This window comes from Halobacterium sp. CBA1126, assembly GCF_009741975.1.
In the GTDB taxonomy this organism is placed as follows: Archaea; Halobacteriota; Halobacteria; order Halobacteriales; family Halobacteriaceae; genus Halobacterium.
Map to the genome: position 1 here is coordinate 1 of NZ_WPCF01000034.1, position 23,723 is coordinate 23,723.

Below are 23,723 nucleotides of genomic sequence, written 5' to 3' on the forward strand. Positions count from 1 at the left end.
GCGCCGGCGGCGCCGACGGCGGCGACGTCGTCGGGGCGTACTCGTTCGACGCTCCACCACGCGACGTGGCCGATGACCGCGGCGGCGACGACGGCGGCGAGCGGCCACGCGAGCGTCAGCGTGTCGTTCGCGAGGCCGAAACTGATTGCGGCCGCGGTGGGGACGAGCGCGCCGGCGGCGCCGACGGCCGCGAGCGCGAGCAGCGGGCGGGCGCTACGCCGGGCGGCGAGCCACGTCGCGCCCGCGGCGGCGAACGTCGACGCGTAGACGGTCGGCGAGCCGAAGAACGGGGCGACTGCGTCGGGGTAGAGGCGGAGCTGGAAGCAGACGTACAGCGTCGACCCGAGCACCATCCACGGGGCGAACGCCAGCACCGTGCGGTCGGTGACCGGCGGCGCCTCGCGGGCGAGCAGCCAGCCGACCGCGAGCACGGCCGCGGCGACGACCGCGAGGTAGGGGAGCGGCGGGAGCGCGAACCCCGAGGGCAGGACCATACCGGGAGGGCGGCCGCGCCGCGTGAAAACCTTGCTATTCCTCAGCCCACGGCTCGCTGGTGCCCTCGCCGTACAGCTCCCGCATCAGCGTGACGACGCTCTCCGGCGGGAACTGCCCGCGCTCGGTGACGATGGCGTCGACGTAGCGGGGCGGCGTCACGTCGAACGCGGGGTTCTCCACGTCCACGTCGCCCACCTCCGCGCGTTCCTCGTCGCTGAGGACTTCGGCCTCGTCGCGCATCTCGATTTCGACCGTGTGGCCCGTCAGGGTGTCCGGGTGGAGCTTCAGCGTCTGCGCGGCGACCATCACGGGGACGCCGCGCTCGCGGGCGGAGACGGCGAGCATGCTGGTTCCGATCTTGTTCACGACAGAGCCGTCGGCGGCGATGGAGTCCGCGCCGACGAGCACGTGGTCGACGTCGTCGAGGTAGCGCCGCGCGGCGTTGTCCACCACCATCGTCACGGGGACGTCCCACTCGCGGAGCTGTTTCGCGGTGATGTGACCCTGCTTGCGGGGCCGCGTCTCCTTGACGATGGCCTCGACGTCCTTGCCGTCGTCGAGGGCGGCCTCGACGCACGCCAGCGCGTCCGTGGAGTGGCAGTGCGTCATGATGGTGTCGCCGTCCCGGAGGCGGTTCGCGCCGATGGCGCCGAGGTCGTCCTGCGCGCGGTCCAGCTGGTCGCGGAAGCGCTCGGCCGCGTCGACGGTGGCCGCGCGGAGGTCAGCGACCGAGTCGCCGTCGACCTCGTTGAGGACGAACCGGAGCGCGTTCGGGAGGCTGACCGCGGTCGGGCGGGTGTCCCGCAGGCGCCGCGCGGCAGCGCGGAGCTCCTCCCGGAAGCCCGCGGGCGTGGCGGCGTCGCTGGCGCGGGCCTGCGCTTCGAGCGCGTCGGCGGCGGCGCGCGCGATGGTCGCGGCGCCCCGGACTTCCATCTCCGCGATGTCGTCGGCGGTGGTCTCGACCTCCGGTGCGAGCATGCCACCCGGTTCGGGCCGCGGGTAAAAGGAGTTGGCGTCCCCGACCCACCGACTTTTCACGCGGCGCCGCGTCCACTCGCGTATGAACCGCGAGGAGCTCGCCGCGCGCATCGACCACACCGTGCTCGGCCCGGAGACGACGCCCGCGGACGTCGAGCGCGTCGTCGAGGAGGCCGACGAGTACGGACTGAACGTCTGCATCCCGCCGTGTTACGTCGCCGACGCGCGGAGCTACGCGCCCGAGGACCTCACGGTCGCCACCGTCGTCGGGTTCCCGCACGGCCAGCACGCCACCGGAGCGAAAGCGGCGGAGGCCGAACTCGCCCGCGAGGACGGCGCAGACGAACTGGACGTGGTGGCGAACGTCGGCCGCCTGAAGGCCGGCGAACTGGACGCCGTGCGCGAGGACCTCGAAGCGGTCGTCGACGCCACGCCCCTCCCCGTGAAGGTCATCATCGAGACGCCGCTGCTCGACGACGAGGAGAAGCACGAGCCTGCAGGGCGGCCGAGGCGGCGGGCGCGGACATGGTGAAGACGGCGACCGGCTTCTCGGACGGCGGCGCGACGGTCCCGGACGTCGAACTGATGAGCGAGTACCTTCCGGTGAAGGCCAGCGGCGGCGTCGGCGACTACGAGGCGGCGCAGGCGATGTTCGACGCGGGCGCGAGCGCATCGGCGCGAGTTCCGGCGTGAACATCGTGGAGACGTTCGACGAGTAGGCAGGGCTCGCCGAGAGCGTCGCCGGCTATCGTCGTGCTTTTGCCCGCGGACGGCCAACGATTCGGTCGACGCATGGCCCAGTACCACATCGAGACGTACGGGTGTACCTCGAACCGCGGCGAGAGCCGCGAAATCGAGCGGCGCCTCCGCGACGCCGGCCACCACAAGGTCGAGGGGGCCGACGAGGCGGACGTCGCCATCCTCAACACCTGTACGGTCGTGGAGAAGACGGAGCGGAACATGCTCCGGCGGGCCGAGGAACTCGAGGACGAGACGGCGGACCTCATCGTCACGGGCTGCATGGCGCTCGCGCAGGGCGAGGAGTTCGCCGAGGCCGACGTGGACGCGCAGGTCCTCCACTGGGACGACGTGCCCGAGGCCGTGACGAACGGGGAGTGCCCGACGACGACGCCGGACGCCGAACCCATCTTGGACGGCGTCATCGGCATCCTCCCCATCGCGCGGGGCTGCATGAGCAACTGCTCGTACTGCATCACGAAGCAGGCGACCGGGCGCGTGGACTCCCCGCCCGTCGAGGAGAACGTCGAGAAGGCCCGCGCGCTCGTCCACGCCGGCGCGAAGGAGATCCGGATCACGGGACAGGACACGGGCGTCTACGGCTGGGACACGGGCGAGCGGAAGCTCCCGGAGCTGCTGGAGCGCATCGCCACCGAGATCGAGGGCGACTTCCGGGTCCGCGTGGGGATGGCGAACCCGGGCGGCGTCCACGGCATCCGCGAGGAGCTCGCGGAAGTGTTCGCCGAGCACGACGAGATCTACAACTTCCTGCACGCGCCCGTGCAGTCCGGCAGCGACGACGTGCTCGAAGACATGCGCCGCCAGCACGAGGTCGACCAGTACGTCGACATCGTGGAGACGTTCGACGACTACCTCGGGGAGTGGACGCTGTCGACGGACTTCATCGTCGGCTTCCCCACGGAGACCGACCACGACCACGAGCAGTCGATGGCGCTCCTGCGGGAAACCCGCCCGGAGAAGATCAACGTCACGCGGTTCTCGAAGCGCCCGGGCACGGACGCCGCCGACATGAAGGGGCTGGGCGGCCAGACGAAGAAGGACCGCTCGAAGGCGATGACCGACCTCAAGATGGACATCGTCGCCGAGGCCCACGAGGAGATGGTCGGCACGAAGCGCGACGTGCTCGTCACCGAGCAGGGCACCGGCGACTCCGTGAAGTGCTACGACGACAGCTACCGCCAGATCATCGTGCAGAACGCCGGCGAGCACGGCCTCGAGCCCGGCGACTTCGCGACGGTCGAGGTCACCGGCCACCAGACCGTCTACGCGTTCGGCGAGCCCGTCTGATTCTCACGCGGCGACGTCTCCTGCTGCCCGACGCGCGCCGTACTCGATGCCCACCGTGAGCGCCGTCGCCGCCAACAGCACCGGGCCGTAGACGAGCGCCCACACCCAGAGGACGTCGGTCTCGCCGCCGACTCGGAGGAAACTGAACCACGTCAGGGCGACGACGGCGAACGCCGCGACGGGGCCGGCCACGAGCCGCCAGCGCGCGAACGCGTACGCGGCGAGCCCGATCTGTGCGAGGAGGAGGCCGAACGCGAGCGCGAGCCAGCCGCCGAGGACGTGCAGGCCGCCGTAGTCGGGGAACGGGTACGCGGTCCAGTAGTTGACGGCCCACCACAGCAGGAGCGACGCGGCGGCGACGGGAACGCCGACGAGAACGGCGGCGCGCCGGGGCGGCCGGTCGGCGGCCCGGACGGTCGCGAGCGCGGCGACGACGCCGGCGGCGGCTGCGACTGCGACCGTCGCGGCGGTGCTGCCGAGGACCGGCCACGGTTCGCCGGGCATGCGCAACCCGTCGCGGCGACGCCACTTCACCGTACGGGCGGGCTCGCGCCGGCTGCGAGCGCTACCGCTTCGTCTGGACGTTCGTGCTGCCGCAGTCCGGGCACTTCGTCAGCGACCCGAGCGTCGGGTGCGTCCCGGAGGTCCAGTCGCCGTTCGGCGGGGCGGTGCGACCACACTCGAGACACCGGAGCTGGCGCGCCTCGCTCATGGGCGGGGGTTCGCTCGCAGTCCCCAAAGAAGTTCCCGCTAGGCGGGGCCGTCGGGCTTCCACTCGCCGAGTTCCTTCGGGTCGACGTGGACGAAGACGTCGTCCACCTCGGGGATCTCGCGGACGGACTCGATGATCTCGGTCTCGATGTCGTGGGCCTCGTAGAGGGTCATCTCGCCCTCGACTTCGACGTGGAGGCTGACGTCGACCTCGGGGCCGACGTAGTGGGCGACGACGTCGTGGGCGCCCTCCACCTTGGGGTGGGCGAGCGCGCGCTCCAGGATCTCCTCGCGGAGGTTCTCCGGGGGCGCGGCGCCGACGAGGTAGTTGACGTTGTCGCGGACGATCTCGTAGCCCGTGTAGAGGATGCCGACGGCGACCACGACCGCCGCCACGGGGTCCAGAATCGGGTAGCCGGCGGCGGAGCCGAGGACGCCGGCGAGCGCCGCGCCCGCGGTGAGGATGTCGTTGCGGTTGTCGAGCGCGGTCGCGCGAATCGCGGGCGAGCGGTGGGTCTCCGCGACGTCCAGACAGTACCGGTAGAGGGCGTACTTCCCGACCGCGGTGCCGGCGAGGACGGCGACGCCCGCGAGCCCCGCGCTGCGGCCGTACGAGCCGGCCAGCAGGGACGTGGACGCCGACCAGATGACGGCGCCGCCCGCGGCGAGGACGCCCACGGCGACGAACAGCGAGACGAACGGCTCGATTCGCTCGTGACCGTGGGGGTGTTCGAAGTCCGGCGGCTGCGTGGTGAGGTAGAGGCCGCCGAGCACGACCAGCGAGTACGCCACGTCCGCGAGGCTGTTGACCGCCTCGGAGCCGACCGCGATGCTCCCGGTCGTCCACCAGACGGCGGCTTTCGCGGCGACGAGGGCGAGGTTCGCGGCGAAGACGACGCCGCCGACCCGCCGGACCGTCGAGCGCCGGTCCATCGTCCCTTCCTACCCCGCCCGGGTGGTTCGGTGTTTCGATTCAGTCGAAATCGAGTCTGGGCGCGCCGCTGTCCGTGGGTTCGGCGGCGTCGTGGGCGGCGAACGCCTCGTGGAGGCGGTCGTAGGACTCCTCGAGCGCCTCCACGATGACCTTGGTGTCCCCGATGACGGGCATGAAGTTGGTGTCGCCGCGCCAGCGCGGCACGACGTGCGTGTGGAGGTGGTCGTCGATGCTGCCGCCGGCGGCGTCCCCGCCGAGGTTGAGGCCGGCGTTGAAGCCGTTCGGGTCGAAGGCGGCCTCGAGCGCGTCGAAGGTCGCCTGCTTGAGGCGCGCGTGGTCGAGCAGCGTCTCGTCGTCGAGGGCCGTGTAGTCGCCGGTGTGGGCGTGCGGGACGACCATGCAGTGCCCGGGGCTGTACGGGTAGTTGTTCAGCATCACGAACGCGTGCTCGGCGCGCGCGACGACGAGGTGCTCGCGGTCGTCGCCGCGCTCGGGGTACTCGCAGAACACGCAGTCGACGTCCTCGTTCTTGTCCTCGCGTTCCACCCACTCGATGCGCCACGGCGCGAACACCTGCTCCATGGTCGGGAGTCGGCGGCCCGCGTCAGGTGCTTTTCGGTGCCGCGCGTCGAGCGTTCACATTCACCGCTTTGGCCGCTTATTTGTTGGCGGACCGAGTAGTCTCGCGCGGAGGGGAACCGATGGCCAGCCAGCCGCCACAGGCGGACGCCATGACCGAGCCATGCCCGACCTGCGGGACCGAGACCCCGCACGCGGTCGCCATCGAGCTCCGCACCGAGAGCGCCGGCGGCGAGAACGCGGCGTTCTCCCGGGAGCCCTACCGCGTCGCCACCTGCCGCGAGTGCGGCGCCGTGCGCGTCGAGCGGATGAACGACGCCTAGTTCGTCGTCACCGTGCAGCCGTCCTCGGTGACGACGAGCGTGTGCTCGTCCTGACTCACGAGCGCGCCCTCCTGTTCTTTCAGCACCGGATACGACCGCACGACGTCCGCCATCTCGAGCCGCCGGAGGCTCATCTCCGCGCGCGGCGCGTCCAGCCACCGCGCCGCGAACGGCAGCCCGTCGAACCGCTCGAGGTCGTCGAGCAGCTGGCGCGCGCGGCGGTCCCGGACGCTGCCCTCGCCGACGACCTCGTAGATTTCGGTCGCGGACCCCTCCGAGACCTTCCCCGTCCCGTCGGTCGCGAACGGCTCGATGGCGAGCACGTCCCCGACCTGCAGCTCCGTGCCCGAGTCCACCGCGCGGTTCGGCACGTTCGGCCCCGTGTGCGCGTCGTAGACGTCCACGCCGTGGCCCGTCAAATTCACCACGGGGTTGTAGCCGTACGCCTCGATGACGTCCTGAATCTCCGCGCCGATCTCGCCCGTGTGGACGCCCGGCTCCACGGCGTCCACGGCGGCGTCGAGCGCCTCCTCCGCGGCCTCCACGAGCTCCGGGTTCCCGGAGAGGTCGACGGTCGTCGCCGCGTCCGCGATGTGGCCGTCGACGTGGACGCCCACGTCCAGACACACCATCTCCTCGCCGAACTCCGTCTCGTCGTCGGCGCCCGGCGCCGCGTGGCTCGCCTCCTCGTCCACGCTGATGTTCACCGGGAACGCCGGCTCCCCGCCGAGCTCGCGGATGCGCTCCTCCGCGAACTCCGCGACCTCCAGTTGCGTGACCCCGACCTCGATTCGGTCGGCGGCCGCCTCCATCACGTCGGTGAGAATCTCGCCGGCCTCCACGTACTTCTCGTACGCCTCCGAGCCGACTTCCACGCTGTCTGCCATGCCCGAACGTTCGCCCGAACGCGGGAAAGAGGTTGTGGGATTCCCGTCGGCGGCGGCGTGTGGTCTCTCGCGGCGCTCGCGGCTCACTTCGTTCGCAATAACGAGGGCTCTCACTCCGTTCGAGCCCTCGCGGTCTGCATCTCCTCCGCGTCGAACGCCTCCCCGAACCCGCCGTCGCCGTCGAGCACGATGACGCCCGCCGACGACCCGGTGAGTTCGCCGAACTCCGCGATTGCGCGGTCCGCGGCGGCCTGCGCGTCCAGCCCGTCTTCGAGGTGGCGAACCGCACGCCGGGTCAGCGTCGTCTTCGCGATGTCCTCGCCCGCGCCGGTCGCGGAGGCGGCGCCCGCGGGCGCGGCGTAGAACCCCGAGCCGATCTGGGGGACGTCGCCGACGCGGCCCGCGAGCGCGAGCCAGCGGCCGCCCGTCGACGTCGCCGCAGCCAGTTGCTCTCCGTCGCACGCGACCGCGCCGACGGTGTCGTGGTCCTTCTGGTCGCGCCCTTCTGAATCCGCCTGCCCGAACTTGTCCCGAATCCACTCCAGGTGCTCGAGCGGGCCGCCCTCGGGGTGGTCGTCGAGGTCGTTCCAGCGCTCGCGGGTGTCCTCGCTCCAGAGGTCGCACTCGACGTCGATACCGACGTCGGCGGCGAAGTCGACTGCGTGGACGCCGTTCAGGAGGACGTGCGGCGTCTCCTCCATCACGGCGCGCGCGACCGAGACGGCGGCTTCGACGCCGGGCATCGACGCCGCCGCGCCCGCTTCCCTGTCGCTCGCGGCTCCGCCGCTCTCCCGTCCCGCGGAACTGACGTTCCGCCCGCTCGTCATCACGCCGGCGTCCGTGCGAATCACGCCGTCGGACTGGACCGCGCCGCCCGTCCCGGCGTTGAACCGCGGGTCCGCTTCGAGGACGCGAACCGCGGCCTCCACGGCGTCCACGGGGTCGTCCTCGCTCGCGCCCGCGTCCGCCGCCTCGTCGAGGGTCGCCTGCCGCGGCTCCGGTTCGTCGGACGCCGCGCCGGCGCCGCCGTGTACGATGACCTGCATACGACGTGTTGGCGGAGCCGGCCGCTTAGTGTGTGGGGGTTCCGCCGCAATCTCGCCGCGTTCGCGGCTCCACGGGCAGTTCTACGTGACGTGTTGACGTGCCCGCGCGAAACAGCAGTCCTTTTAGGCGCATCGGGTGACCTTCATACGACTATGAGCTACGAGAACGTCGACGTCCCCGAGAGCGGGGAGAAGATTACCTACGACGAGGAAGCAGACGAACTCGAGGTCCCCGACAACCCCATCATCCCCATCATCTTCGGGGACGGAATCGGGAAGGACGTCGCGCCCGCGGCCCAGAAGGTACTCGACGCCGCCGCCGAGGCGACCGGACGCAACATCGAGTGGGCCCGCGTCCTCGCCGGCGGGTCCGCCCGCGAGGAGTACGACGAGAACCTCCCCGAGGAGACCGTCGAGACCATCCGCGAGCACCGCGTCGCCATCAAGGGTCCGCTGACGACGCCCGTCGGCGCCGGCTTCCGCAGCCTCAACGTCGCGCTCCGCAAGAAGCTCGACCTCTACGCGAACGTCCGACCGACGTACTACCTCGACGGCGTCCCCTCGCCCGTGAAGAACCCCGAGGAGATGGACATGGTGAACTTCCGGGAGAACACCGAGGACGTCTACGCCGGCATCGAGTGGGAGGCCGGCACCGACGAGGTCGAGGAGGTACGCGACTTCGTCGAGGACGAGATGGGCTTCGACTCCACGATCCACGACGGCGACGTCGGTATCGGCGTCAAACCCATCACCGAGTTCGGCACGAAGCGCCTGGTCCGCCGCGCCATCGAGTACGCCATCGAGAACGACCGCGACTCCGTGACCCTCGTCCACAAGGGCAACATCATGAAGTTCACGGAGGGCGCGTTCCGGGACTGGGGCTACGAGGTCGCCGAGGAGGACTTCCCCGAGCAGACCATCGACGAGGACACCCTCTGGGAGGAGTACGACGGCGAAGCCCCCGAGGACAAGGTCGTCGTCAAGGACCGCATCGCGGACAACATGCTCCAGCAGCTCCTGACGCGCACGTCGAACTACGACGTGCTCGCGATGCCGAACCTCAACGGCGACTACCTCAGCGACGCCGCGGGCGCCCAGATCGGCGGCCTCGGCATCGCGCCCGGCGCGAACTTCGGCGACGGCCGCGTGCTCGCCGAGCCCGTCCACGGCTCCGCGCCGAAGCACGCCGGCAAGGACAAGGCGAACCCGACCGCGCTGATCCTCTCCGGCAAGCTCATGCTGGAGTCCATCGGCTGGGACGACGCCGCCGACCTCGTCCACGAGGCCGTCGAGAACCAGATCAGCGAGCACCGCGTCACCTACGACCTCGAGCGGCAGGTCGAGGGCGGCGTGAAGCTCTCGACCTCGGAGTACGCCGAGGAGGTCGTCGAGCGCATCCACGACCTCGCCTAAACGGTCCGTTCGAGAGTTCTACCACCCGGTTCTTCTTTCGACGCGCGTTCGGCCAGCGGCGCGTCGGCGACAACGCCTATGCGTCTCGGTACCGTACGTCGACGCGTGCCAGAGGACGACGACTTCGGCGGCGTCGACGTACCGGGAGTGGAAGACATCGCGCGCGCCGAGCAGGAGCTCTCCGTGCGCGTCGAGCGCCGCACGTACGACAAGCCCGTGACGGTCGTCGAGGGGTTCGACCCGGACGTCACCGACGTCGGGGACGTGGCGACGACGCTGAAGAAGCGCCTCGGCGCGGGCGGCACCGCCAAGGAGACCAGCGTCGAGGTGCAGGGCGACCACGAGGACCGCGTGAAGGACGTCCTCGAAGAGGAGGGGTTCGCGGTCCAGCGGTAGGTCAGTCCTGCCAGTCTGGGTTCTCGCGGGGCGGCGAGAAGACGTCGATACCGCGGACGGGCACGTCGCCCTCGTTGAGCGCGGCGTGGGGCTCGCCGCCCGGGATGGTGTAGCCGTCGCCGGCGCCGACGGTGAACTCCTCGCCGTCCACGAGGAACGTGAGTTCGCCCTCGTAGACGAAGCCGGCCTGCTCGTGGTGGTGGTCGTGTTCCGGGACGTCCGCGCCGGGTTCGATGGTGAAGTGCTGGACGCTCATCTGCTCGCCGACGGCGAGTTCCGCGAGGTAGACGCCGTCGACTGCTTCTACGGGGTCGAGGGCCGCGAGGGAGTCAGTCTCCATGGGCGACCGGACGGCGGGCGCCGACAAAAGTCCAGCGCGCGGCCGGTCAGCGCTCGTCCGCGAGCGGGTTCGCGGGCACGCCGACGCGCTGGTGGCGCCGGTAGACGTACGCGAGTGCGAGGAACGGCGCGACGGCGGGCACGACCATCAGGTAGTACAGCGCGGAGGGCGTCCACGCGGCTTCGGCGGCGAGGTACTGCCGGTCGAAGTAGACGAACGCCGGCGAGCAGAGCGCGAGTGCCAGTCCGACGAGGACGACGGCGGCCACCGGGAGCATCGCGAACACGTCGGGCGGGAGGACGGCGCTGAACACGACGGCGACGGGGAGGGTCGCGGCGAGGACGGCAATCGGCACCCACCAGCGGTCGCCGCGGTGGTCCGCGGAGTCGGTCACGTCGGCGGAGAGGGCGCGGCGCGCCATCAACGTTGTCCACGTTCGCACCGACCGCCACGCGGTGACGGGACGTTTATCACCGGGGGCGCCCGATTCGGTGGTGATGACGTACGCGGTCGTCGGCTGCTCGGACTGCGGCGCGCTGTGGGTCGTGGAGGGGCGGCCCGACACCTCGGGGTGTCCGCGCTGCGAGAAACGCCACCGGTTCTCGAAGCTCCGGAAGTTCGTGCAGACCGACGACGAGGACCACGCCCGCGAGGTGCGGGCGTCGATGCTCGCGAACCGCGCGGGCCACGGCGACGCGTTCGCGGAACTGGAGGACTTCACGACGCTCGGGGACTTCGCCGAAGACGCGGGGATGAGCGACGAGGAGTTCCTCGACTCGGCGGGCGTCGACACCGACGAGGTGGCGGGCGTCGAGGAGCGCGTCGAGCAGTCCCAGCGCAGCCTCGGGAAGCGCGAGGCCGTGCGGACCGCGCTGCGCGAACTCGACGAGCCCACGGAGGCGGAGGTGAAGGCGTTCGCGGCCGAGCACGGCGTCGGCGGGGACTACGTGGAGCGCGCGCTCGAGAAACTCCGGCGCGCGGGCGAGGTCACCGAGGCGGGCGACGGCTACCGGTTGTTGTAGCCGTCGACCCACACGTTCTTGCCGGTGGGTGTGCCACGTCCGGACGATGGACGGACGGCTGGCGCGACTCTGGCAGGTCGTCGTGGGTGTGACGCTCGTGAGCGCAGCGGTCGTGGTCGTGGTCGCGAGCACCGACCCGTCGTGGCCGGTGCCCGGGATGTCGACGCTGGCGGCGCTCGCGGCCGTGTTCGCGGCCGGGTTCGCGCTCGCCGCCATCCTGCGGGTGCTCGCCGGCGACCACCAGCACGGCGTCGGCCACGTGCTCGCGGTGGTCGGGTGGCTGCTGCTGCTGGTCGGCGAACTGTTCGAGAGCGAGGCCGCGACCGTCGCCGGGGTCGCGGTCGTGCTCGCGGCGGGCTCGTACCTCGTCTGGCTGGCCGTCGACTAGAGCGGCCCCCCGGAGAGCGCGCGAAGGAGCGTCAGCGCGAGCACGAGCACGGTGAGCAGGAGCTTCAGCACGCGGAGCGCGCTCACCGCGCGCGACCGCCCCTCGGGGTCGTCGTCCGTGTGTGCGTTCATATTCTCCCCGACGAGCGCCGGGAAAATAACTCCGCGTCTGCCGCGGACTGAAACTGAAAGTGCTCGCGTCAGCGCCCGAGTTCCGCGTGCGCCGAGGAGAGGTGCCGGGACGCCAGCGCCGCGAGCAGGCTGAGCTCGCCGGCGAGCGCGCCGGCCGCGATGATTTCCGCGAGCGCGTCGCGTTCGCGCCGGCGGGGTCGCCGCCGCCCCGCACGCCGAGCACGTCCAGCGCCTCGCGCTGGGTCGGGAGTTTGGTGCCGCCGCCGACCGTCCCGACTTCGAGGCTCGCGAGGTTCACGGACGCGTACAGTTCGTCTCCCCTGTCTTCGACGGTGGTGATGGCGTTCGACCCCTCGACGACCTGTGCGGCGTCCTGCCCGGTCGCGAGGAAGACGGCGGCGACGGTGTTCGCGGCGTGCGCGTTGAACCCGAGGCTGCCGGCCTTCGCGGAGCCGATGAGGTTCTTCCGGGTGTTCGCCTCCTCGATGGCTTCGGGGGTGGTGTCGAAGCGCTCCTCGACGACCGCGCGGGGGATGGTGACGTCCGCGGTGACGGTGCGGCCGCGGCCCTCCACGGCGTTGATGGCGGCGGGCTTCTTGTCCGAGCAGAGGTTCCCCGAGAGCGCGACGAGTTCCGCGGGCGTCTCCGACTCCACGACGTCGGCGGCGGCCTCGGTGGCGATGGTGGCCATGTTCATTCCCATCGCGTCCTTCGTGTCGTAGGCGAACCGCAGGAAGACGCTGTCGCCGACGACGTACGGCGTCACCTCGGTGAGTTCGCCGTGGCTCGTCGTCCCCTCGGCGGCTTCCCGGAGCGCGTCGACGTTGGCCTCGACCCACTCGGCGACCTCGGCGCCCTCGGTGACGTCTTCGACGCGGAAGACCGGCGCGCGGGTCATCCCGACCTTCGTCACGCGGGCGTTCGCGCCGCCCGCGGCGGTGATCGCCGAGCAGCCGCGGTTGACGGAGGCGACGAGCGCGCCCTCCGTGGTCGCCAGCGGGAGGTAGAACTCGTCGTCCGCGCTGCCGCCCGAGACCGCCAGCGGTCCGGCGACGCCGAGCGGGAGCTGGGTGCCGCCCGCGAGGTTCTCCACGTTCGGGTCGACCTCGTCGGCGTCGAACGCGAACGCGCCCGTGGCGTCGAGGCTCGCGTCGGTCTCGCGTTCGAGGAGCTCGCGGCGCGCCGCGGCCGCGGTGTCGGCGTCGGCGTGGTCCTCGAGTTCGTAGAGCCGGAGGTCGCCGGCCTGCACGCGGTCGGCGAGGTCGCTGGCGTCGGTCATACCGGGGCGTCGTCGCGGGACGCCCTGAAGGTTGCCCTTTGCCGGTGCGCGCGGTCGCCGGCCGCTTCCCGAACGTCTAAGCCCGGGGAGGCCCGCCTTCGAGACATGACTGCGGCAGCCGACCTCGTGTTGCGCGACGGCGAGGTCCACGCGCTCGGCGACGAGACCTACGACGCGCTCGCGGTCCGTGACGGCCGCGTCGTCCAGCTCGCCAACGACTACGACGCGGGGTTCCTCGTCGGCACCGGCACCGAGGTAATCGACCTCGACGGCCGGGTCGTCCTCCCGGGGTTCGTGGACGCCCACACGCACATGGAGACCGTCGGCCAGTACGGCGTCCACGCGGACCTCCGCGGCGCCAGCGGCCCCGAAGAGGTCACGGAACGCCTGCAGGCGCGAGCGGCGGAGACGGACGACGAGTGGGTGCTGGGGTACGGCTACGACGAGTCCGCGTGGGACGCCGACGACCTCCACCAGTCGGACCTCGACGCGGTCAGCGACGACCGGCCGGTCGCCGCCATCCGCGAGGACATGCACACGGCGACCGTGAACGGCGTCGTCCTCGCGGAGTACGGCGACGAGCTGCCCGACGGCGACGTGCTCGGGGACGGCCGCCTCGTCGAGGAGGCCGTGGAGGTCGTCTACGCGGCGACCGAGCCCGGCCCCGAGGAGACCGAGGAGCTGCTGCGCGCGGCCCAGCGCGAGGCCAACGAGCGGGGCGTGACGTGCGTCCACGACATGGTGCGGCAGTCCCACGCGCCGCGGGCGTTCCGCGAGCTGGACCTCGCGGGCGACCTGACGGTGCGCGTGCGGCTGAACTACTGGCGCGACCACCTCGACGCCCTCATAGAGACCGGCCTCCGCACGAACCACGGCTCCGGGATGGTCGAGGTCGGCGGCGTGAAGACGTACACCGACGGGAGCCTCGGCGGCCACACCGCGAAGCTCTCCGAGCCGTACGCCGACGCCCCCGACGAGACCGGCAAGTGGGTCGTCGACCCCGAGAAGCTCCGCGAGTTCGTCGCGCGCGCCGACGACGCCGGCCTGCAGGTGACCGCGCACGCCATCGGCGACGAAGCCATCGAGGCCGTGCTCGACGCCTACGAGGAGTGCGCGGACGCCGGTGCGAGCCGCCACCGCGTCGAGCACGCCGAACTCGCGAGCGACGACGCCATCGAGCGGATGGCGGACCTGGGCGTGGTGGCGTCGATGCAGCCGAACTTCCTGAAGTGGGCCGGCGGCGAGGGCCTCTACGAGGACCGCCTCGGGACGGAGCGCCGCGAGGCGAGCAACCGCTTCCCCGCGTACCGCGAGGCGGGCGTGCCGCTGGCGTTCGGCAGCGACTGCATGCCGCTGGACCCGCTGCTGGGCGTCCACTACGCCGTGAACGCGCCCGCCGAGTCGCAGTCGCTGTCGGTCACCGAGGCGCTGCGCGCGTACACCGCGGGCGGCGCGTACGCGGGCTTCCGCGAGGACGAGCAAGGCACCATCGAGAAGGACGCGCTCGCGGACCTCGTGGTGCTCGAGGAGTCGCCGTGGGAACAGCCCGAATCCATCCGCGACATCGACGTGGCGGCGACGATCGTCGACGGCGAGGTCGTCTACCGGGCGGACTGACCCAACGAATACGTGGCCGGGCGGCGTAGCGCCCGGTATGGCCGCCGGTACCACGTTCGGACTGTTCGCCATCTTCGCCCTGTTCGCCCTCGTCGCGGGCGTCGTCCTCTACTCGCTGGTGCGCTCGGAGGCCGAGGACACCGACCGGATGAAACGCGAGGAAGCGCTCGAGGATGTCTCCGGGCGGCGCGACGACGACCGCCGGTATTGACTTCCTCCTACCCCTAAAGGGGTGGGCTTCCGCTAGCACCGTGTCACTCCAGCAGCGGGTCGCCGGTCATCGCCGCGGGCTGCTCGACGCCGAGCAGCGAGAGGACCGTCGGCGCGACGTCCCGGAGCGCGCCGTCCTCGCGGACGTCTCGGCTCCCCTCGTCGCGCTCGGCGGCGGGGAGGTGGACGAACGGCACGGGGTTGAACGTGTGCGCGGTGTGGGGGTCCTCGCGGGTGCCCATGTCGTCGGCGTTCCCGTGGTCGGCGGTGACGAGCACGTCCGCGCCCGACTCGCGGAGCGCGGGGACGAGGCGCCCGAGTTCGCCGTCGACGGTCTCGACGGCCTCGATCGCGGCCTCGTAGTCGCCGGTGTGGCCGACCATGTCGGGGTTCGCGTAGTTCAACACGAGCACGTCTGGGTCGTCGGATTCGAGGACGTCGAGGGCGACGTCGGTGACGCCCGCCGCGCTCATCTCGGGCGCGAGGTCGTACGTGGGGACGTCCGGGCTCTCGACGATTTCGCGGCGCTCGCCCTCGAACTCCACCTCGCGGCCGCCGTTCAGGAAGTACGTCACGTGGGGGTACTTCTCGGACTCGGCGACCCGGAGCTGGGTGAGCGACTGCTCGGCGAGCACTTCGCCGAGCGTGTCCGCGGGGCGCTTGGACTCGAAGGCCACCGGGAGGTCGAACGTCTCGTCGTACTCGGTCATCGTCGCCACCGGCACCGCGGGCGGGTCCGTGGCGACGCCCTCGCTCTCCCAGTCCTCGGGGCGGACGTCCGCGAGCATGCGGACGAGCTGGCGCGCGCGGTCGGCGCGGAAGTTGAAGCAGACGACGGCGTCGCCCTCCTCGAGGGCGGCGCCGCCCTCGACGGTCGTGGGTTCGACGAACTCGTCGGTGTCGCCGCGGTCGTAGCTCTCCCGGACGGCGTCGACGGCGGTGTCGGCGTGGTGGTCGGCGTCCCGGCGGACGATGGCGTCGTACGCGCGCTTCGTGCGCTCCCAGTTCTGGTCGCGGTCCATCGCGTAGTACCGGCCGATCACGGTGGCGACGTCGCCGGTGTCGTACTCCTCGGTGACCTCCCGGAGGGTCTGGAGGTAGTTCTCGCCGCCGTGGGGCGCGGTGTCGCGGCCGTCCGTGAACGCGTGCGTGGTCGCGGGGAGGTCGCGGCTAGCGGCGCACTCGATGAGCGCGTGGAGGTGCTCGTGGTCGGAGTGGACGCCGCCGTCGCTGACGAGGCCGAGGAAGTGGACGCGTCCGCCGGTGCGCTCGACGTGGTCGAGGGCGTCGCTGATGGCGTCGTTCTCGCAGAGGTCGCCGTCAGCGATGGCGTCGTTGATGCGCGTGTACTCCTGGAGGACGACGCGGCCGGAGCCGATGGTGAGGTGGCCGACCTCGCTGTTGCCCATCTGGCCGCGCGGGAGGCCGACCTCGCGGCCGTGCGTGGTGAGCGTGCCGAAGCCGCCGCGGCGCGCGTACTCGTCGAAGGTCGGCGTGTCCGCCGCTTCGACGGCGTTCAGTCTGTCGTGGTCGGCGAGCCCCCAGCCGTCGAGAATCACCAGCGCGGCCTGCATGTTCGGGGGTCCGGGGGCCGCCCGTATTTACGTGTCGCCTGCAGCCCGCGTCAGTCGCCGTCGGGCGCGCGGACGCCGCCGGCGTCGGCGGCGTCGAACTCGGCGCCGCAGTCCGCGCACACCATGTGGCGGCCGGGGACGGTGCGCTGTGCGGCGACGAGCCCGCACTCCGAGCAGACGCTGTACGGTCGCTCCTCGGCGGGTGCGCCGGGCTCGACGGCCATCCGAATCCACGCGTCGGGGTCGGTCTCGTCGTAGAGTTCCACGCCGTCGTCGGTGCGTCGCCAGTTGACCGTGGAGTCGTCCCGCGACATCTACGGCGGGCTACGACGGACGACCATTTAACCATTCTGACAAAAGTTAGCTCGCGCGCGAGTAAACACCGCCGTCCGGCGGTCAGTCCGCGTAAAGAAACCGGCCGGCGACCGACGGGCTATTTGCCCCTCGGCGTCCGAGTGACGGCCATGACCCTCGACCCCGTCCACTTCGACGGCATCGCGGACCTCGCGAGCCGCATCCGCCACGAGGTGGACGCCGAGGAGCACCGCGACGTCGCCGAGGAGACGTGGGCGAACTACCTCGACCCGCTGTACGGCGAGGACGGCCCCGTCCTCGAACCGCTCGCCGAACTGCGCCGGTCGGCCGCGGACGTCGAGGAGCTCGCGCTCCAGCCGTCGCCGTTCGACACCGCGCACGGCCTCGACTCCGGCACCATCAACCCGAAGACGTTCAAGAACGGGCTGGTGCTGGACCTCGCGCAGGCCGCGATGAGCGCGACCCCCAGCGACCTCGACCTCCACCGCTCGCGGACGGTCATCACGAGCGTCCACTCCAACGACGCCACCGTCCGCACCGACACGGACTGGCAGACGTGGGACGAGGGGTACAGCCGGGGCCGCATCGTCCACACCACGCCGCTCGCCCGCGACCAGGAGCGGGTCGTCCACGGGCTCGCGCTCTACCTCGCGGAGAGCCACCACGCCCTCGAACACGCCGACGACGTCGACGACCTCCTTCTCCTGGACGGCCCCGTCTACCCCAAGCAGCTCGTCAACTGGGCGGACCGCCACGCCAGCCTCGCGGACCTCGTCACGGAGAACGAGCTCGTCGCCGAGGTGCTGGAGAACTACGTCCGCCTCGTCGAGCGCTTCGCCGAGAAGGGCGTGCCGCTCGCGGGGTTCGTGAAGAGCCCGGCGAGTCAGGCGCTCGTGCGCGCGCTCCGCGACCGCGGCCGCCCGACCCCGTGGTCGAGCGACGCCGCGTTCTTCGGGCAAGTCCTCGAACGGCGCGAGTTCGACGGGGACGAACACCGCCGCATCACGGACGAACTCGCGTGGACGGGGTGGTTCACGTCCACGCTCGGCGCGGACGGCGTGTTCGCGGACTCGAGCGAGCTCGGCGTCGAACGCGACCTCCCCGCCGAGGAGTACGAGGTCGCGTTCTTCGTCGTCTACGACCCCCGCACGGACCTCGTGCACAAGGTCGAGCTCCCGCGCGCGTTCGCCGACAGCGAGGACTGCCGGGACGCCGTCGAGCGCTACGTCACCAGTCAGGTCGCCGCCGAGGCCGGCCCGCCGAAACCCGTCGGGAAGGCCGACGAGCTCGCGCGCATCGGCGCCACCGAGAAGGAGGAGCTCGTCCGGAAGCTCGAGCAGTCCTTCGACAGCCGGCGCGACGAGAACTACGACGACCAGCGCTGGCCCGACGCCTGATTGCGCGGCCAGCGAACCGCCGTCCACCTTTAAGCACGGCGAGCCGGCAGTGTCGGTATGACCGACCGCGCCATCGAGACCCACAACCTCGCGAAGCGGTACGGCGACGAGACCGCCGTCGAGGGCCTCGAACTCGCCGTCCCCGCGGGCACAGTCTACGGCTTCCTCGGCCCGAACGGCGCCGGGAAGACGACCACGATGCGGATGCTCACGACGCTCACGGAGCCCAGCGCCGGCTCCGGCACGGTCGCGGGCGCCGACATCGCCGACCGGGACGCCGTCGTCTCGAAGATCGGCTACCTGCCCGAGGAGCCGCCGCTGCACGCCGAGCTCACGGGCCGCGAACAGCTCCGGTACGTCGCCGGCCTGCGGGACCTCCCCGAGGCCGACGCCGAAGCCCGCATCGACGACCTGCTCGACCGGTTCTCCCTGTCCGGGGACGCGGACAAGCGCATCTCCGCGTACTCGAAGGGGATGAAACAGAAGGTCGGCATCATCCAGGCGATGCTCCACGACCCCGACGTGCTCTTCCTCGACGAACCGACTTCGGGGCTGGACCCGCGGGCCGCCCGCACCGTCCGGGACACCATCGCCGACCTCACCGAGGGCGACGCCACGGTCTTCCTCTCGACGCACATCCTCCCCGTCGTCGACGAGCTCGCGGACACCGTCGGCGTGCTCTACGACGGCCGCCTCGTCACGGAGGGCTCCCCCGAACGCCTCAAGTCCCGCGCGGAGGCCGGCGACGAGCGCACGCTCGAGGACGTCTTCCTCGAAGTCACTGGCGGCATCGGCGACGGCGAGGAGGTCTGAGATGGTCTCGTTCCCGAACCCGGCCCACGCCGCGCGCATCGCCGCGAACGAGCTCCGCATCGCGTGGCGGAAGCTCCGCGGGAAGAGCACCGCCCAGCTCGCGTCCGTCGCCGTCGTCGTCCTGTTCGGCGCCGCGTTCACCGCCGCGGCCGCCTTCGGCGCGTACGTCGGCGGTCGCGGCCTCGCCGCGGGCTCCGGGGACGCGATGGGGCTCGTCGGCCTCGTGCCCGCCGGGCTCGCCACGCTCACGCTGTTCATGGCGGCGTACATGACCGTCGTCCAGCTCGGCGACATCGACGCCCGCGACGGCTACCTCACCACGGTCCCCGCCCGCGACGTCGTGGGCGGCCTGCTGCTCGCGGGCTACGTGCGCGCCGCCGGCTTCTTCGTCGTCCCCCTGCTGGTCGCGTCCGCCGCGTTCGCGGTCGGCGCGGGCTCGCCGCTGTCCTTCCCGCTAGCGGCGCTCGCCGTGCTCGCGCTCACCGCGACCGCGTTCCTCCTCGGCTTCCCGGTCGGCGTCGGCGTCGCCTACCTCGCCAGCCGGTCAGCGCTCGTCGCGCGCTTCAAGACGGTCATCGGCGCGACCGCCTTCCTCGCGTACTTCGGGCTCATCGTCTCCGGGCGGTTCGACGAAGCAATCGCCCCAATCCTCCGCGTCGCGGAAGCCTCGCCGGTCTCGTGGTACGCCGACCTCGCCGTGCTCGCGGTCGTCCCCTCGGCGAGCGCCGCGAAGGCCGCCGGCGTCCTCCTCGGCTCCGTCGTCCTCGCCGCGGGCGGCGTGCTCGCGAGCGTCCGACTCTCCGAGCGCCGCTGGTACACCGAGAGCGTCGACGCCGGCGAGCGCGAGACCGACTCCGTCACCGGCGGCCGCCTCGACCGCGTCGTCGGCCGGCGGCCCGCGTGGGTCGCGCGGAAGAGCTGGCTGCGCGCCCGCCGCGCCCCCATCAAGCTCGTCTTCGTCGCGTACCCCGCGTTCCTCCTCGTGACGCCCGTGCAGGCGAGCGTCGAAGCGGGCCGCGTCACGTCCTCGCTCCCGCCGTCGGTCGCCCTGTACGGCGCGTGGATGACCGGCGCCGCGTTCACGCTCAACCCCCTCGGCGACGAGGCGCCGTACTCCCGGTCACCGCGATTTCGGGCGTCTCCGGCCGGAGTTCGTCGGCGGGCTCGTCGCCGCCGGCGCCGCCTTCGGCGTCCCGCTCACGGTCGCCGTCGCGGGCGCGCTCGCCGTCCTCAGCCCGCTCCCGCCGGTCGCGCTCGCGTGCACCGTCGCCGCGGCCGCCGTCCTCCCGGTGGTCGCCCCGGCGCTCGCGGCCGGCGTCGGCACGACCTACCCGAAGTACGACGCCACCAGCATCAGCCGCAGCCGCGAAGTCGTCGTCCCCTCGATGTGGGCGTTCGGCGTCTACACGCTCGCGTTCCTGTTCACCGCAGGCGTCGCCACTGTCGTCCAGGTCCCTGCGCTGGCGGGCGCGCTCGCGAACCTGCTCGGCACCACCGCGGCCGCCGTCCACGTCGGCGCGCTCGTCGCCGGCGTGCTCCTCGCGGGCGTGCTCGCGGCCGTCTCCGTCCGCGTCGCCGTGCGCGCGTTCGACGGCTACACCGACGCCTAGCGCTCGGCCTCGTGCTCGGGCTCGACCTCGATGTCGACGTCGTCGGGGTCGACCCCGATGCGCGCGAACTGCGTGCGGACGTGCTCGCGGGCCGCGTCCAGCGCCCGCTCGCGGGTGTCGAACCCGCGGGGCATCGGCGTCTCGAAGGCGACGTTGACGTCCTGCCCGCCGACCTGCTGGGTGCTCCCGCCGCTCTCGACGGCGTAGAACTCGTCGCAGACCCAGACGTACGGCGCCGCCTCGTCGGGCGCCCCCTTGAACGACGGCGCGTCCTCGCCGCGCTCGTACAACGTCCCCGTCAACGTCGTCCCCGCCGCCGAACCGCGCACCAGCAACATGGCCCGAGGCTACGGCCGCGACGGGGATAAGCCCGCTGACACCAGCAGCGATGCGAGGGAAAGCGGTTAGTGCGCGGCCCGCCACCACCGGAGCATGAGCGACCTCGGGGACTTCGCGGACCACGACGGCGGCGACGACGCCGACGCCGCCGACGATACCGACGACTTCCAGCGCCCGGACCTCGACGACACCGGCAGCGACGACGGCCTCGGCGCGCTCGCCGTCTCGGAGGGGCTGCGCATCCACGAGGACGGCCAGGAGACCGCGCTGAAGGCCTACGTCACCGCCGGCAACCGGTCGTCGGTCCGGCTCGGCTCGTACCTCGTCGCGCCGTACCCCGGCGGCGAGAAGCTGTTCTGCAAGATCACCGGCCTCGAGTACGTGCAGGCGTTCCAGAGCGACGACGCCACCGAGATTCACGCGCGGCGCGCGATGCGCTCGGAGAGCGTCGACGAGCAGGACTACAAGTTCCTCGCGGAGCTCGACCCGGTGGCGGTCCTGTACTCCGACGACGGCGACCTGAAGCGCCGGATGCCCGACCGCGTCCCGAAGCCCGAGACGGTGGTGCGGGCGGCCGACGACGCCACCGAGATCAAGACCGGGCTGAAGATTCCGGAGGACGGCGTCTTCCTCGGCCACCTCTCCGTCGGCGGCGAGAAGGTCCGGACCGCGGCGGAGCCGCCGACAATCGACTACCGCGTGAAAGACGACTACGAGGCCGGCGACCCGCTGGTCTTCCGGCACACGCTCGTCGCGGGCGGCACGGGCTCCGGGAAGACCCACTCCGCGAAGAACGTGCTCCGGCAGTACCTCCACGAGGACCGCCGCTACCCCGTGGACGCGGGCGGCGCCGAGCGCCGGATGGCAGTCGTCCAGTTCGACCCGCAGGACGAGTACGCGCAGATGCACGACGACAACCCCGACGCGGACGCCGGCGACGAGCGCCGCTGGGAGACGCAGGGGCTGGCCCACGGCGGCCACGACGACACCGTCGCGTTCGTGCCGAAGGTCGGGTCGGCGTCGTACGCTGCCGACCACCACGACGCCGAGCGCGTGGAGTTCACCGTGCCGTTCTCGATGGTGCGCTCGAACCCGTGGCTGGTCGCCTCCAGCGGCCTCAACGACAACCAGTACGGCGCGCTCCGGCTGCTGCTCGACCGGTTCTTCGACCAGTACGGGCAGGGCGGCACGTACGAGGAGTTCTGCTCGTTCCTCGACGACCCCGCGCTGAAGGAGGAACTCGACGAGTCCGGGCGCGTCCACGAGGCGACCTACGAGGCCGTGCTGCGGCGCGTCCACGGGATGCCGTCGGGGCTGTTCGACCAGGACGCGCGCTCGATCACCGAGCTCGTGGAGGACCGCCAGTTCGTCCGGCCGGGCCGGCTGTCGGTGGTGCCGACCTACCACATCAGCAACTCGCGGGCGGCCGAGACGGTGGTGCTGGCGGTGTCGAGCCTGCTCGTCGACCAGAAGCTCTCGAACGACCCCCGCTACGAGACCATCAAGGAGACGCCGCTCGTGGTGGGGATGGACGAGGCGCACAACTTCCTCGCGGACGCCGACAGCGTGCAGGCGAACAAGGTCGTCGGGAAGTTCACGGAAGCGGCCAAGCAGGGTCGCAAGGAGCGCCTCGGGCTGTTCCTCATCACGCAGGACCCCCAGGACGTCGCCGACCCCGTGTTCAAGCAGGTGAACACGACGGTCGTGTTGAACCTCGGGGACGAGGACGCCATCAACGCCGTGAACATCCCGCCGTCGCTGCAGTCGAAGGTCCCCTACATGGAGAAAGGCCAGATGGTCGTCTACTCGCCGGACAACTCCGAGCCAGTCGAGATCCAGGGGCTGCCGACGTGCCTGACGCGGCACGGCCGCGACTGACCGTCCCGGCGAGTGGGCAGCGGCCCATAGAATTTTTACCCGCGCTGGTCAAATCCCAGCCGACCCATGACGAAGATTCTCGTCCCCGTCGACGGCTCCGAGCAGTCCGGGGAAGCCCTCGAGTACGCGCTCGAACACTTCAAGGACGCCGACATCACCGCCATCAACGTCATCGACCCCATCGAAGCCGGGTACACCGCGCAGGCGACGGTGCCGGGGTACTCCGAGGAGTGGTTCGAGCAGGCGAAAGAGGCCGCCGAGGAACTGTTCGACGAGGCCCAGGAGACCGCCGACGAGTACGACCACGAGCTCGCCACGGCCACCGAGGTCGGGCGGCCGAGCCGCGCCATCGTCGACTACGCGGACGAGAACGACGTCAACCACATCGTGATGGGGAGCCACGGGCGCTCCGGCGTCTCCCGCATCCTCCTCGGCAGCGTCGCGGAGAGCGTCGTGCGGCGCTCGCCGGTGCCGGTGACGATAGTGAGGTAGGGCTGACAGGCGGCACGAGATACGCAGGCCGGTGCGCCGCGCTCCCGCCTCGGCCGGCCTGCGCCGGATTCAGGTCACGGCCCGCGTTGGTCCCGCTCTCCTACTTGAACCTACGCAGGCGGTTCAGTAGCTCCCCGAGCAGCCGACGAGATTGCATCCGCGAGCGAGCGGTTCGAAGAACCCGAGCGAAGCGGTTCGCTCCGCGACCGAAGGGAGCGGAGGCGCGAGGACGACCGTAGGGAGGACGACGCGCTTTTGGCCGAGCTTTTGCCGAGGGCCCGCCTACGGCGGCCCGCAGCGCAAAAGGTCGTTTTTTAGAGGTCCTCGACGAGGTCGCCGAGCTTCTCGACGTCCATGGCCTCCATGGTCTGCATGTTGATGCCGTATCGCTCGGCGGCGATGGAGCCTGGAGGGCGGCTTCGCGGTCGGGCGCGTCGAGATGAGGAGGACGTCGCGTTCGCCGAGGAGGACGTAGGCGTCCTCGAGCGTGCAGTCCTGGGCTTCGAGGTC

General features: G+C 71.5%; 27 protein-coding genes and 3 pseudogenes. 14 read left to right on the forward strand and 16 right to left on the reverse strand.

Annotation, left to right across the window (positions count from 1 at the left end):
• Together GJ634_RS06590 and GJ634_RS06595 are read right to left on the reverse strand one after the other, a co-directional pair.
• Positions 1-494 (reverse strand): annotated as a pseudogene (locus GJ634_RS06590) (DUF63 domain-containing protein); the annotation flags it as partial.
• 34 nt (positions 495-528) lie between these two features.
• A complete protein-coding gene (locus GJ634_RS06595) occupies positions 529-1,473 on the reverse strand; it encodes a ribose 1,5-bisphosphate isomerase (RefSeq protein WP_157501443.1) in 945 nt (314 codons plus the stop codon).
• An 82-nt stretch (positions 1,474-1,555) separates the two neighbouring features.
• Between GJ634_RS06595 and deoC the strand changes: the two are divergent.
• Both deoC and GJ634_RS06605 read left to right on the forward strand, forming a co-directional pair.
• Positions 1,556-2,192, forward strand: a pseudogene (gene deoC, locus GJ634_RS06600) (deoxyribose-phosphate aldolase).
• Between the two features lie 73 nt (positions 2,193-2,265).
• Positions 2,266-3,519, forward strand: coding sequence for a tRNA (N(6)-L-threonylcarbamoyladenosine(37)-C(2))-methylthiotransferase (locus GJ634_RS06605; RefSeq protein ID WP_157501446.1), 1,254 nt, complete (start codon positions 2,266-2,268; stop codon positions 3,517-3,519).
• A 3-nt stretch (positions 3,520-3,522) separates the two neighbouring features.
• Here GJ634_RS06605 and GJ634_RS06610 read toward each other — a convergent pair whose 3' ends face one another.
• The 4 genes from GJ634_RS06610 to GJ634_RS06620 all read right to left on the reverse strand — a co-directional run bounded on the left by GJ634_RS06610 (position 3,523) and on the right by GJ634_RS06620 (position 5,746).
• Positions 3,523-4,023 carry a hypothetical protein gene (locus tag GJ634_RS06610; RefSeq protein WP_157501449.1) on the reverse strand — a complete coding sequence of 167 codons (501 nt, stop codon included), beginning with the start codon at positions 4,021-4,023 and terminating at the stop codon, positions 3,523-3,525.
• 61 nt (positions 4,024-4,084) lie between these two features.
• Positions 4,085-4,231, reverse strand: a complete 147-nt coding sequence (locus GJ634_RS15405; protein ID WP_197425431.1) for a hypothetical protein — start codon at positions 4,229-4,231, stop codon at positions 4,085-4,087.
• A 38-nt stretch (positions 4,232-4,269) separates the two neighbouring features.
• Positions 4,270-5,163, reverse strand: coding sequence for a cation diffusion facilitator family transporter (locus GJ634_RS06615; RefSeq protein WP_157501452.1), 894 nt, complete (start codon positions 5,161-5,163; stop codon positions 4,270-4,272).
• A 40-nt stretch (positions 5,164-5,203) separates the two neighbouring features.
• Positions 5,204-5,746, reverse strand: a complete 543-nt coding sequence (locus GJ634_RS06620) for an HIT domain-containing protein (protein WP_157501454.1) — start codon at positions 5,744-5,746, stop codon at positions 5,204-5,206.
• Positions 5,747-5,865: 119 nt separating this feature from the next.
• On the opposite strand from GJ634_RS06620, the gene GJ634_RS06625 reads away from it, so the two are divergent.
• Positions 5,866-6,066: a hypothetical protein gene (locus tag GJ634_RS06625; protein WP_157501457.1), complete on the forward strand. Its 201-nt coding sequence runs from the start codon at positions 5,866-5,868 to the stop codon at positions 6,064-6,066.
• On the opposite strand, the gene map is transcribed toward GJ634_RS06625, so the two are convergent.
• Together map and GJ634_RS06635 are read right to left on the reverse strand one after the other, a co-directional pair.
• The gene (map, locus tag GJ634_RS06630) at positions 6,063-6,953 is read right to left on the reverse strand and encodes a type II methionyl aminopeptidase (protein ID WP_157501460.1); all 891 of its coding nucleotides are present in this window, start codon (positions 6,951-6,953) and stop codon (positions 6,063-6,065) included. The two genes, GJ634_RS06625 and map, sit on opposite strands and share 4 nt — an antisense overlap.
• 110 nt (positions 6,954-7,063) lie before the next feature.
• Entirely contained in the window at positions 7,064-7,999 is a 936-nt protein-coding gene (locus GJ634_RS06635; RefSeq protein WP_157501463.1) for an isoaspartyl peptidase/L-asparaginase, read from the reverse strand.
• A 153-nt stretch (positions 8,000-8,152) separates the two neighbouring features.
• Between GJ634_RS06635 and icd the strand changes: the two genes are divergently transcribed.
• Together icd and GJ634_RS06645 are read left to right on the forward strand one after the other, a co-directional pair.
• The gene (gene icd, locus GJ634_RS06640; protein ID WP_157501466.1) at positions 8,153-9,412 is read left to right on the forward strand and encodes an isocitrate dehydrogenase (NADP(+)); all 1,260 of its coding nucleotides are present in this window, start codon (positions 8,153-8,155) and stop codon (positions 9,410-9,412) included.
• 105 nt (positions 9,413-9,517) lie between these two features.
• Positions 9,518-9,808: a translation initiation factor gene (locus GJ634_RS06645; protein WP_331714028.1), complete on the forward strand. Its 291-nt coding sequence runs from the start codon at positions 9,518-9,520 to the stop codon at positions 9,806-9,808.
• 1 nt (position 9,809) lies between these two features.
• Here the strand turns inward: GJ634_RS06645 and GJ634_RS06650 are convergent, their stop codons facing one another.
• Together GJ634_RS06650 and GJ634_RS06655 are read right to left on the reverse strand one after the other, a co-directional pair.
• A complete protein-coding gene (locus GJ634_RS06650; RefSeq protein ID WP_157501472.1) occupies positions 9,810-10,148 on the reverse strand; it encodes a cupin domain-containing protein in 339 nt (112 codons plus the stop codon).
• A gap of 46 nt (positions 10,149-10,194) precedes the next feature.
• Positions 10,195-10,542: a hypothetical protein gene (locus GJ634_RS06655; RefSeq protein ID WP_157501475.1), complete on the reverse strand. Its 348-nt coding sequence runs from the start codon at positions 10,540-10,542 to the stop codon at positions 10,195-10,197.
• 103 nt (positions 10,543-10,645) lie between these two features.
• Here GJ634_RS06655 and GJ634_RS06660 point away from each other — a divergent pair, with 103 nt between their 5' ends.
• On the forward strand, positions 10,646-11,170 hold the full coding sequence (locus GJ634_RS06660; RefSeq protein WP_157501478.1) for a DUF5817 domain-containing protein: 525 nt from the start codon (positions 10,646-10,648) through the stop codon (positions 11,168-11,170).
• A 46-nt stretch (positions 11,171-11,216) separates the two neighbouring features.
• Positions 11,217-11,558, forward strand: coding sequence for a hypothetical protein (locus tag GJ634_RS06665; protein ID WP_157501481.1), 342 nt, complete (start codon positions 11,217-11,219; stop codon positions 11,556-11,558).
• On the opposite strand, the gene GJ634_RS16430 is transcribed toward GJ634_RS06665, so the two are convergent.
• On the reverse strand, positions 11,555-11,689 hold the full coding sequence (locus GJ634_RS16430) for a hypothetical protein (protein WP_269449522.1): 135 nt from the start codon (positions 11,687-11,689) through the stop codon (positions 11,555-11,557). The two genes, GJ634_RS06665 and GJ634_RS16430, sit on opposite strands and share 4 nt — an antisense overlap.
• A gap of 68 nt (positions 11,690-11,757) precedes the next feature.
• Positions 11,758-12,968 (reverse strand): annotated as a pseudogene (hmgA, locus tag GJ634_RS06670) (hydroxymethylglutaryl-CoA reductase (NADPH)).
• Between the two features lie 105 nt (positions 12,969-13,073).
• On the opposite strand from hmgA, the gene GJ634_RS06675 reads away from it, so the two are divergent.
• Together GJ634_RS06675 and GJ634_RS15410 are read left to right on the forward strand one after the other, a co-directional pair.
• Positions 13,074-14,585, forward strand: a complete 1,512-nt coding sequence (locus GJ634_RS06675; protein WP_157501484.1) for an amidohydrolase — start codon at positions 13,074-13,076, stop codon at positions 14,583-14,585.
• 37 nt (positions 14,586-14,622) lie between these two features.
• Entirely contained in the window at positions 14,623-14,796 is a 174-nt protein-coding gene (locus GJ634_RS15410) for a hypothetical protein (RefSeq protein WP_197425432.1), read from the forward strand.
• A gap of 43 nt (positions 14,797-14,839) precedes the next feature.
• Here GJ634_RS15410 and gpmI read toward each other — a convergent pair whose 3' ends face one another.
• Complete coding sequence (gpmI, locus tag GJ634_RS06680; protein WP_157501487.1) at positions 14,840-16,369, reverse strand: 2,3-bisphosphoglycerate-independent phosphoglycerate mutase; 1,530 nt, start codon at positions 16,367-16,369, stop codon at positions 14,840-14,842.
• Positions 16,370-16,419: 50 nt separating this feature from the next.
• On the reverse strand, positions 16,420-16,683 hold the full coding sequence (locus GJ634_RS06685) for a hypothetical protein (RefSeq protein WP_157501489.1): 264 nt from the start codon (positions 16,681-16,683) through the stop codon (positions 16,420-16,422).
• A gap of 150 nt (positions 16,684-16,833) precedes the next feature.
• Here GJ634_RS06685 and GJ634_RS06690 point away from each other — a divergent pair, with 150 nt between their 5' ends.
• Both GJ634_RS06690 and GJ634_RS06695 read left to right on the forward strand, forming a co-directional pair.
• The gene (locus GJ634_RS06690) at positions 16,834-18,081 is read left to right on the forward strand and encodes a DNA double-strand break repair nuclease NurA (RefSeq protein ID WP_157501491.1); all 1,248 of its coding nucleotides are present in this window, start codon (positions 16,834-16,836) and stop codon (positions 18,079-18,081) included.
• Between the two features lie 57 nt (positions 18,082-18,138).
• Positions 18,139-18,894, forward strand: a complete 756-nt coding sequence (locus GJ634_RS06695) for an ABC transporter ATP-binding protein (RefSeq protein WP_157501493.1) — start codon at positions 18,139-18,141, stop codon at positions 18,892-18,894.
• A 528-nt stretch (positions 18,895-19,422) separates the two neighbouring features.
• On the opposite strand, the gene GJ634_RS16005 is transcribed toward GJ634_RS06695, so the two are convergent.
• Positions 19,423-19,977 (reverse strand): hypothetical protein, encoded by a 555-nt coding sequence (locus tag GJ634_RS16005; protein WP_231736972.1) that lies wholly within the window; start codon positions 19,975-19,977, stop codon positions 19,423-19,425.
• A gap of 206 nt (positions 19,978-20,183) precedes the next feature.
• Here GJ634_RS16005 and GJ634_RS16010 point away from each other — a divergent pair, with 206 nt between their 5' ends.
• Positions 20,184-20,504: a hypothetical protein gene (locus tag GJ634_RS16010; protein WP_231736973.1), complete on the forward strand. Its 321-nt coding sequence runs from the start codon at positions 20,184-20,186 to the stop codon at positions 20,502-20,504.
• Here GJ634_RS16010 and GJ634_RS06705 read toward each other — a convergent pair.
• Positions 20,501-20,842, reverse strand: a complete 342-nt coding sequence (locus tag GJ634_RS06705; protein WP_157501495.1) for a hypothetical protein — start codon at positions 20,840-20,842, stop codon at positions 20,501-20,503. The two genes, GJ634_RS16010 and GJ634_RS06705, sit on opposite strands and share 4 nt — an antisense overlap.
• A gap of 94 nt (positions 20,843-20,936) precedes the next feature.
• On the opposite strand from GJ634_RS06705, the gene GJ634_RS06710 reads away from it, so the two are divergent.
• Positions 20,937-22,721: an ATP-binding protein gene (locus tag GJ634_RS06710; protein WP_157501498.1), complete on the forward strand. Its 1,785-nt coding sequence runs from the start codon at positions 20,937-20,939 to the stop codon at positions 22,719-22,721.
• A 66-nt stretch (positions 22,722-22,787) separates the two neighbouring features.
• Positions 22,788-23,213 carry a universal stress protein gene (locus GJ634_RS06715; RefSeq protein ID WP_157501500.1) on the forward strand — a complete coding sequence of 142 codons (426 nt, stop codon included), beginning with the start codon at positions 22,788-22,790 and terminating at the stop codon, positions 23,211-23,213.
• The last annotated feature ends 510 nt before the right edge of the window (positions 23,214-23,723 follow it).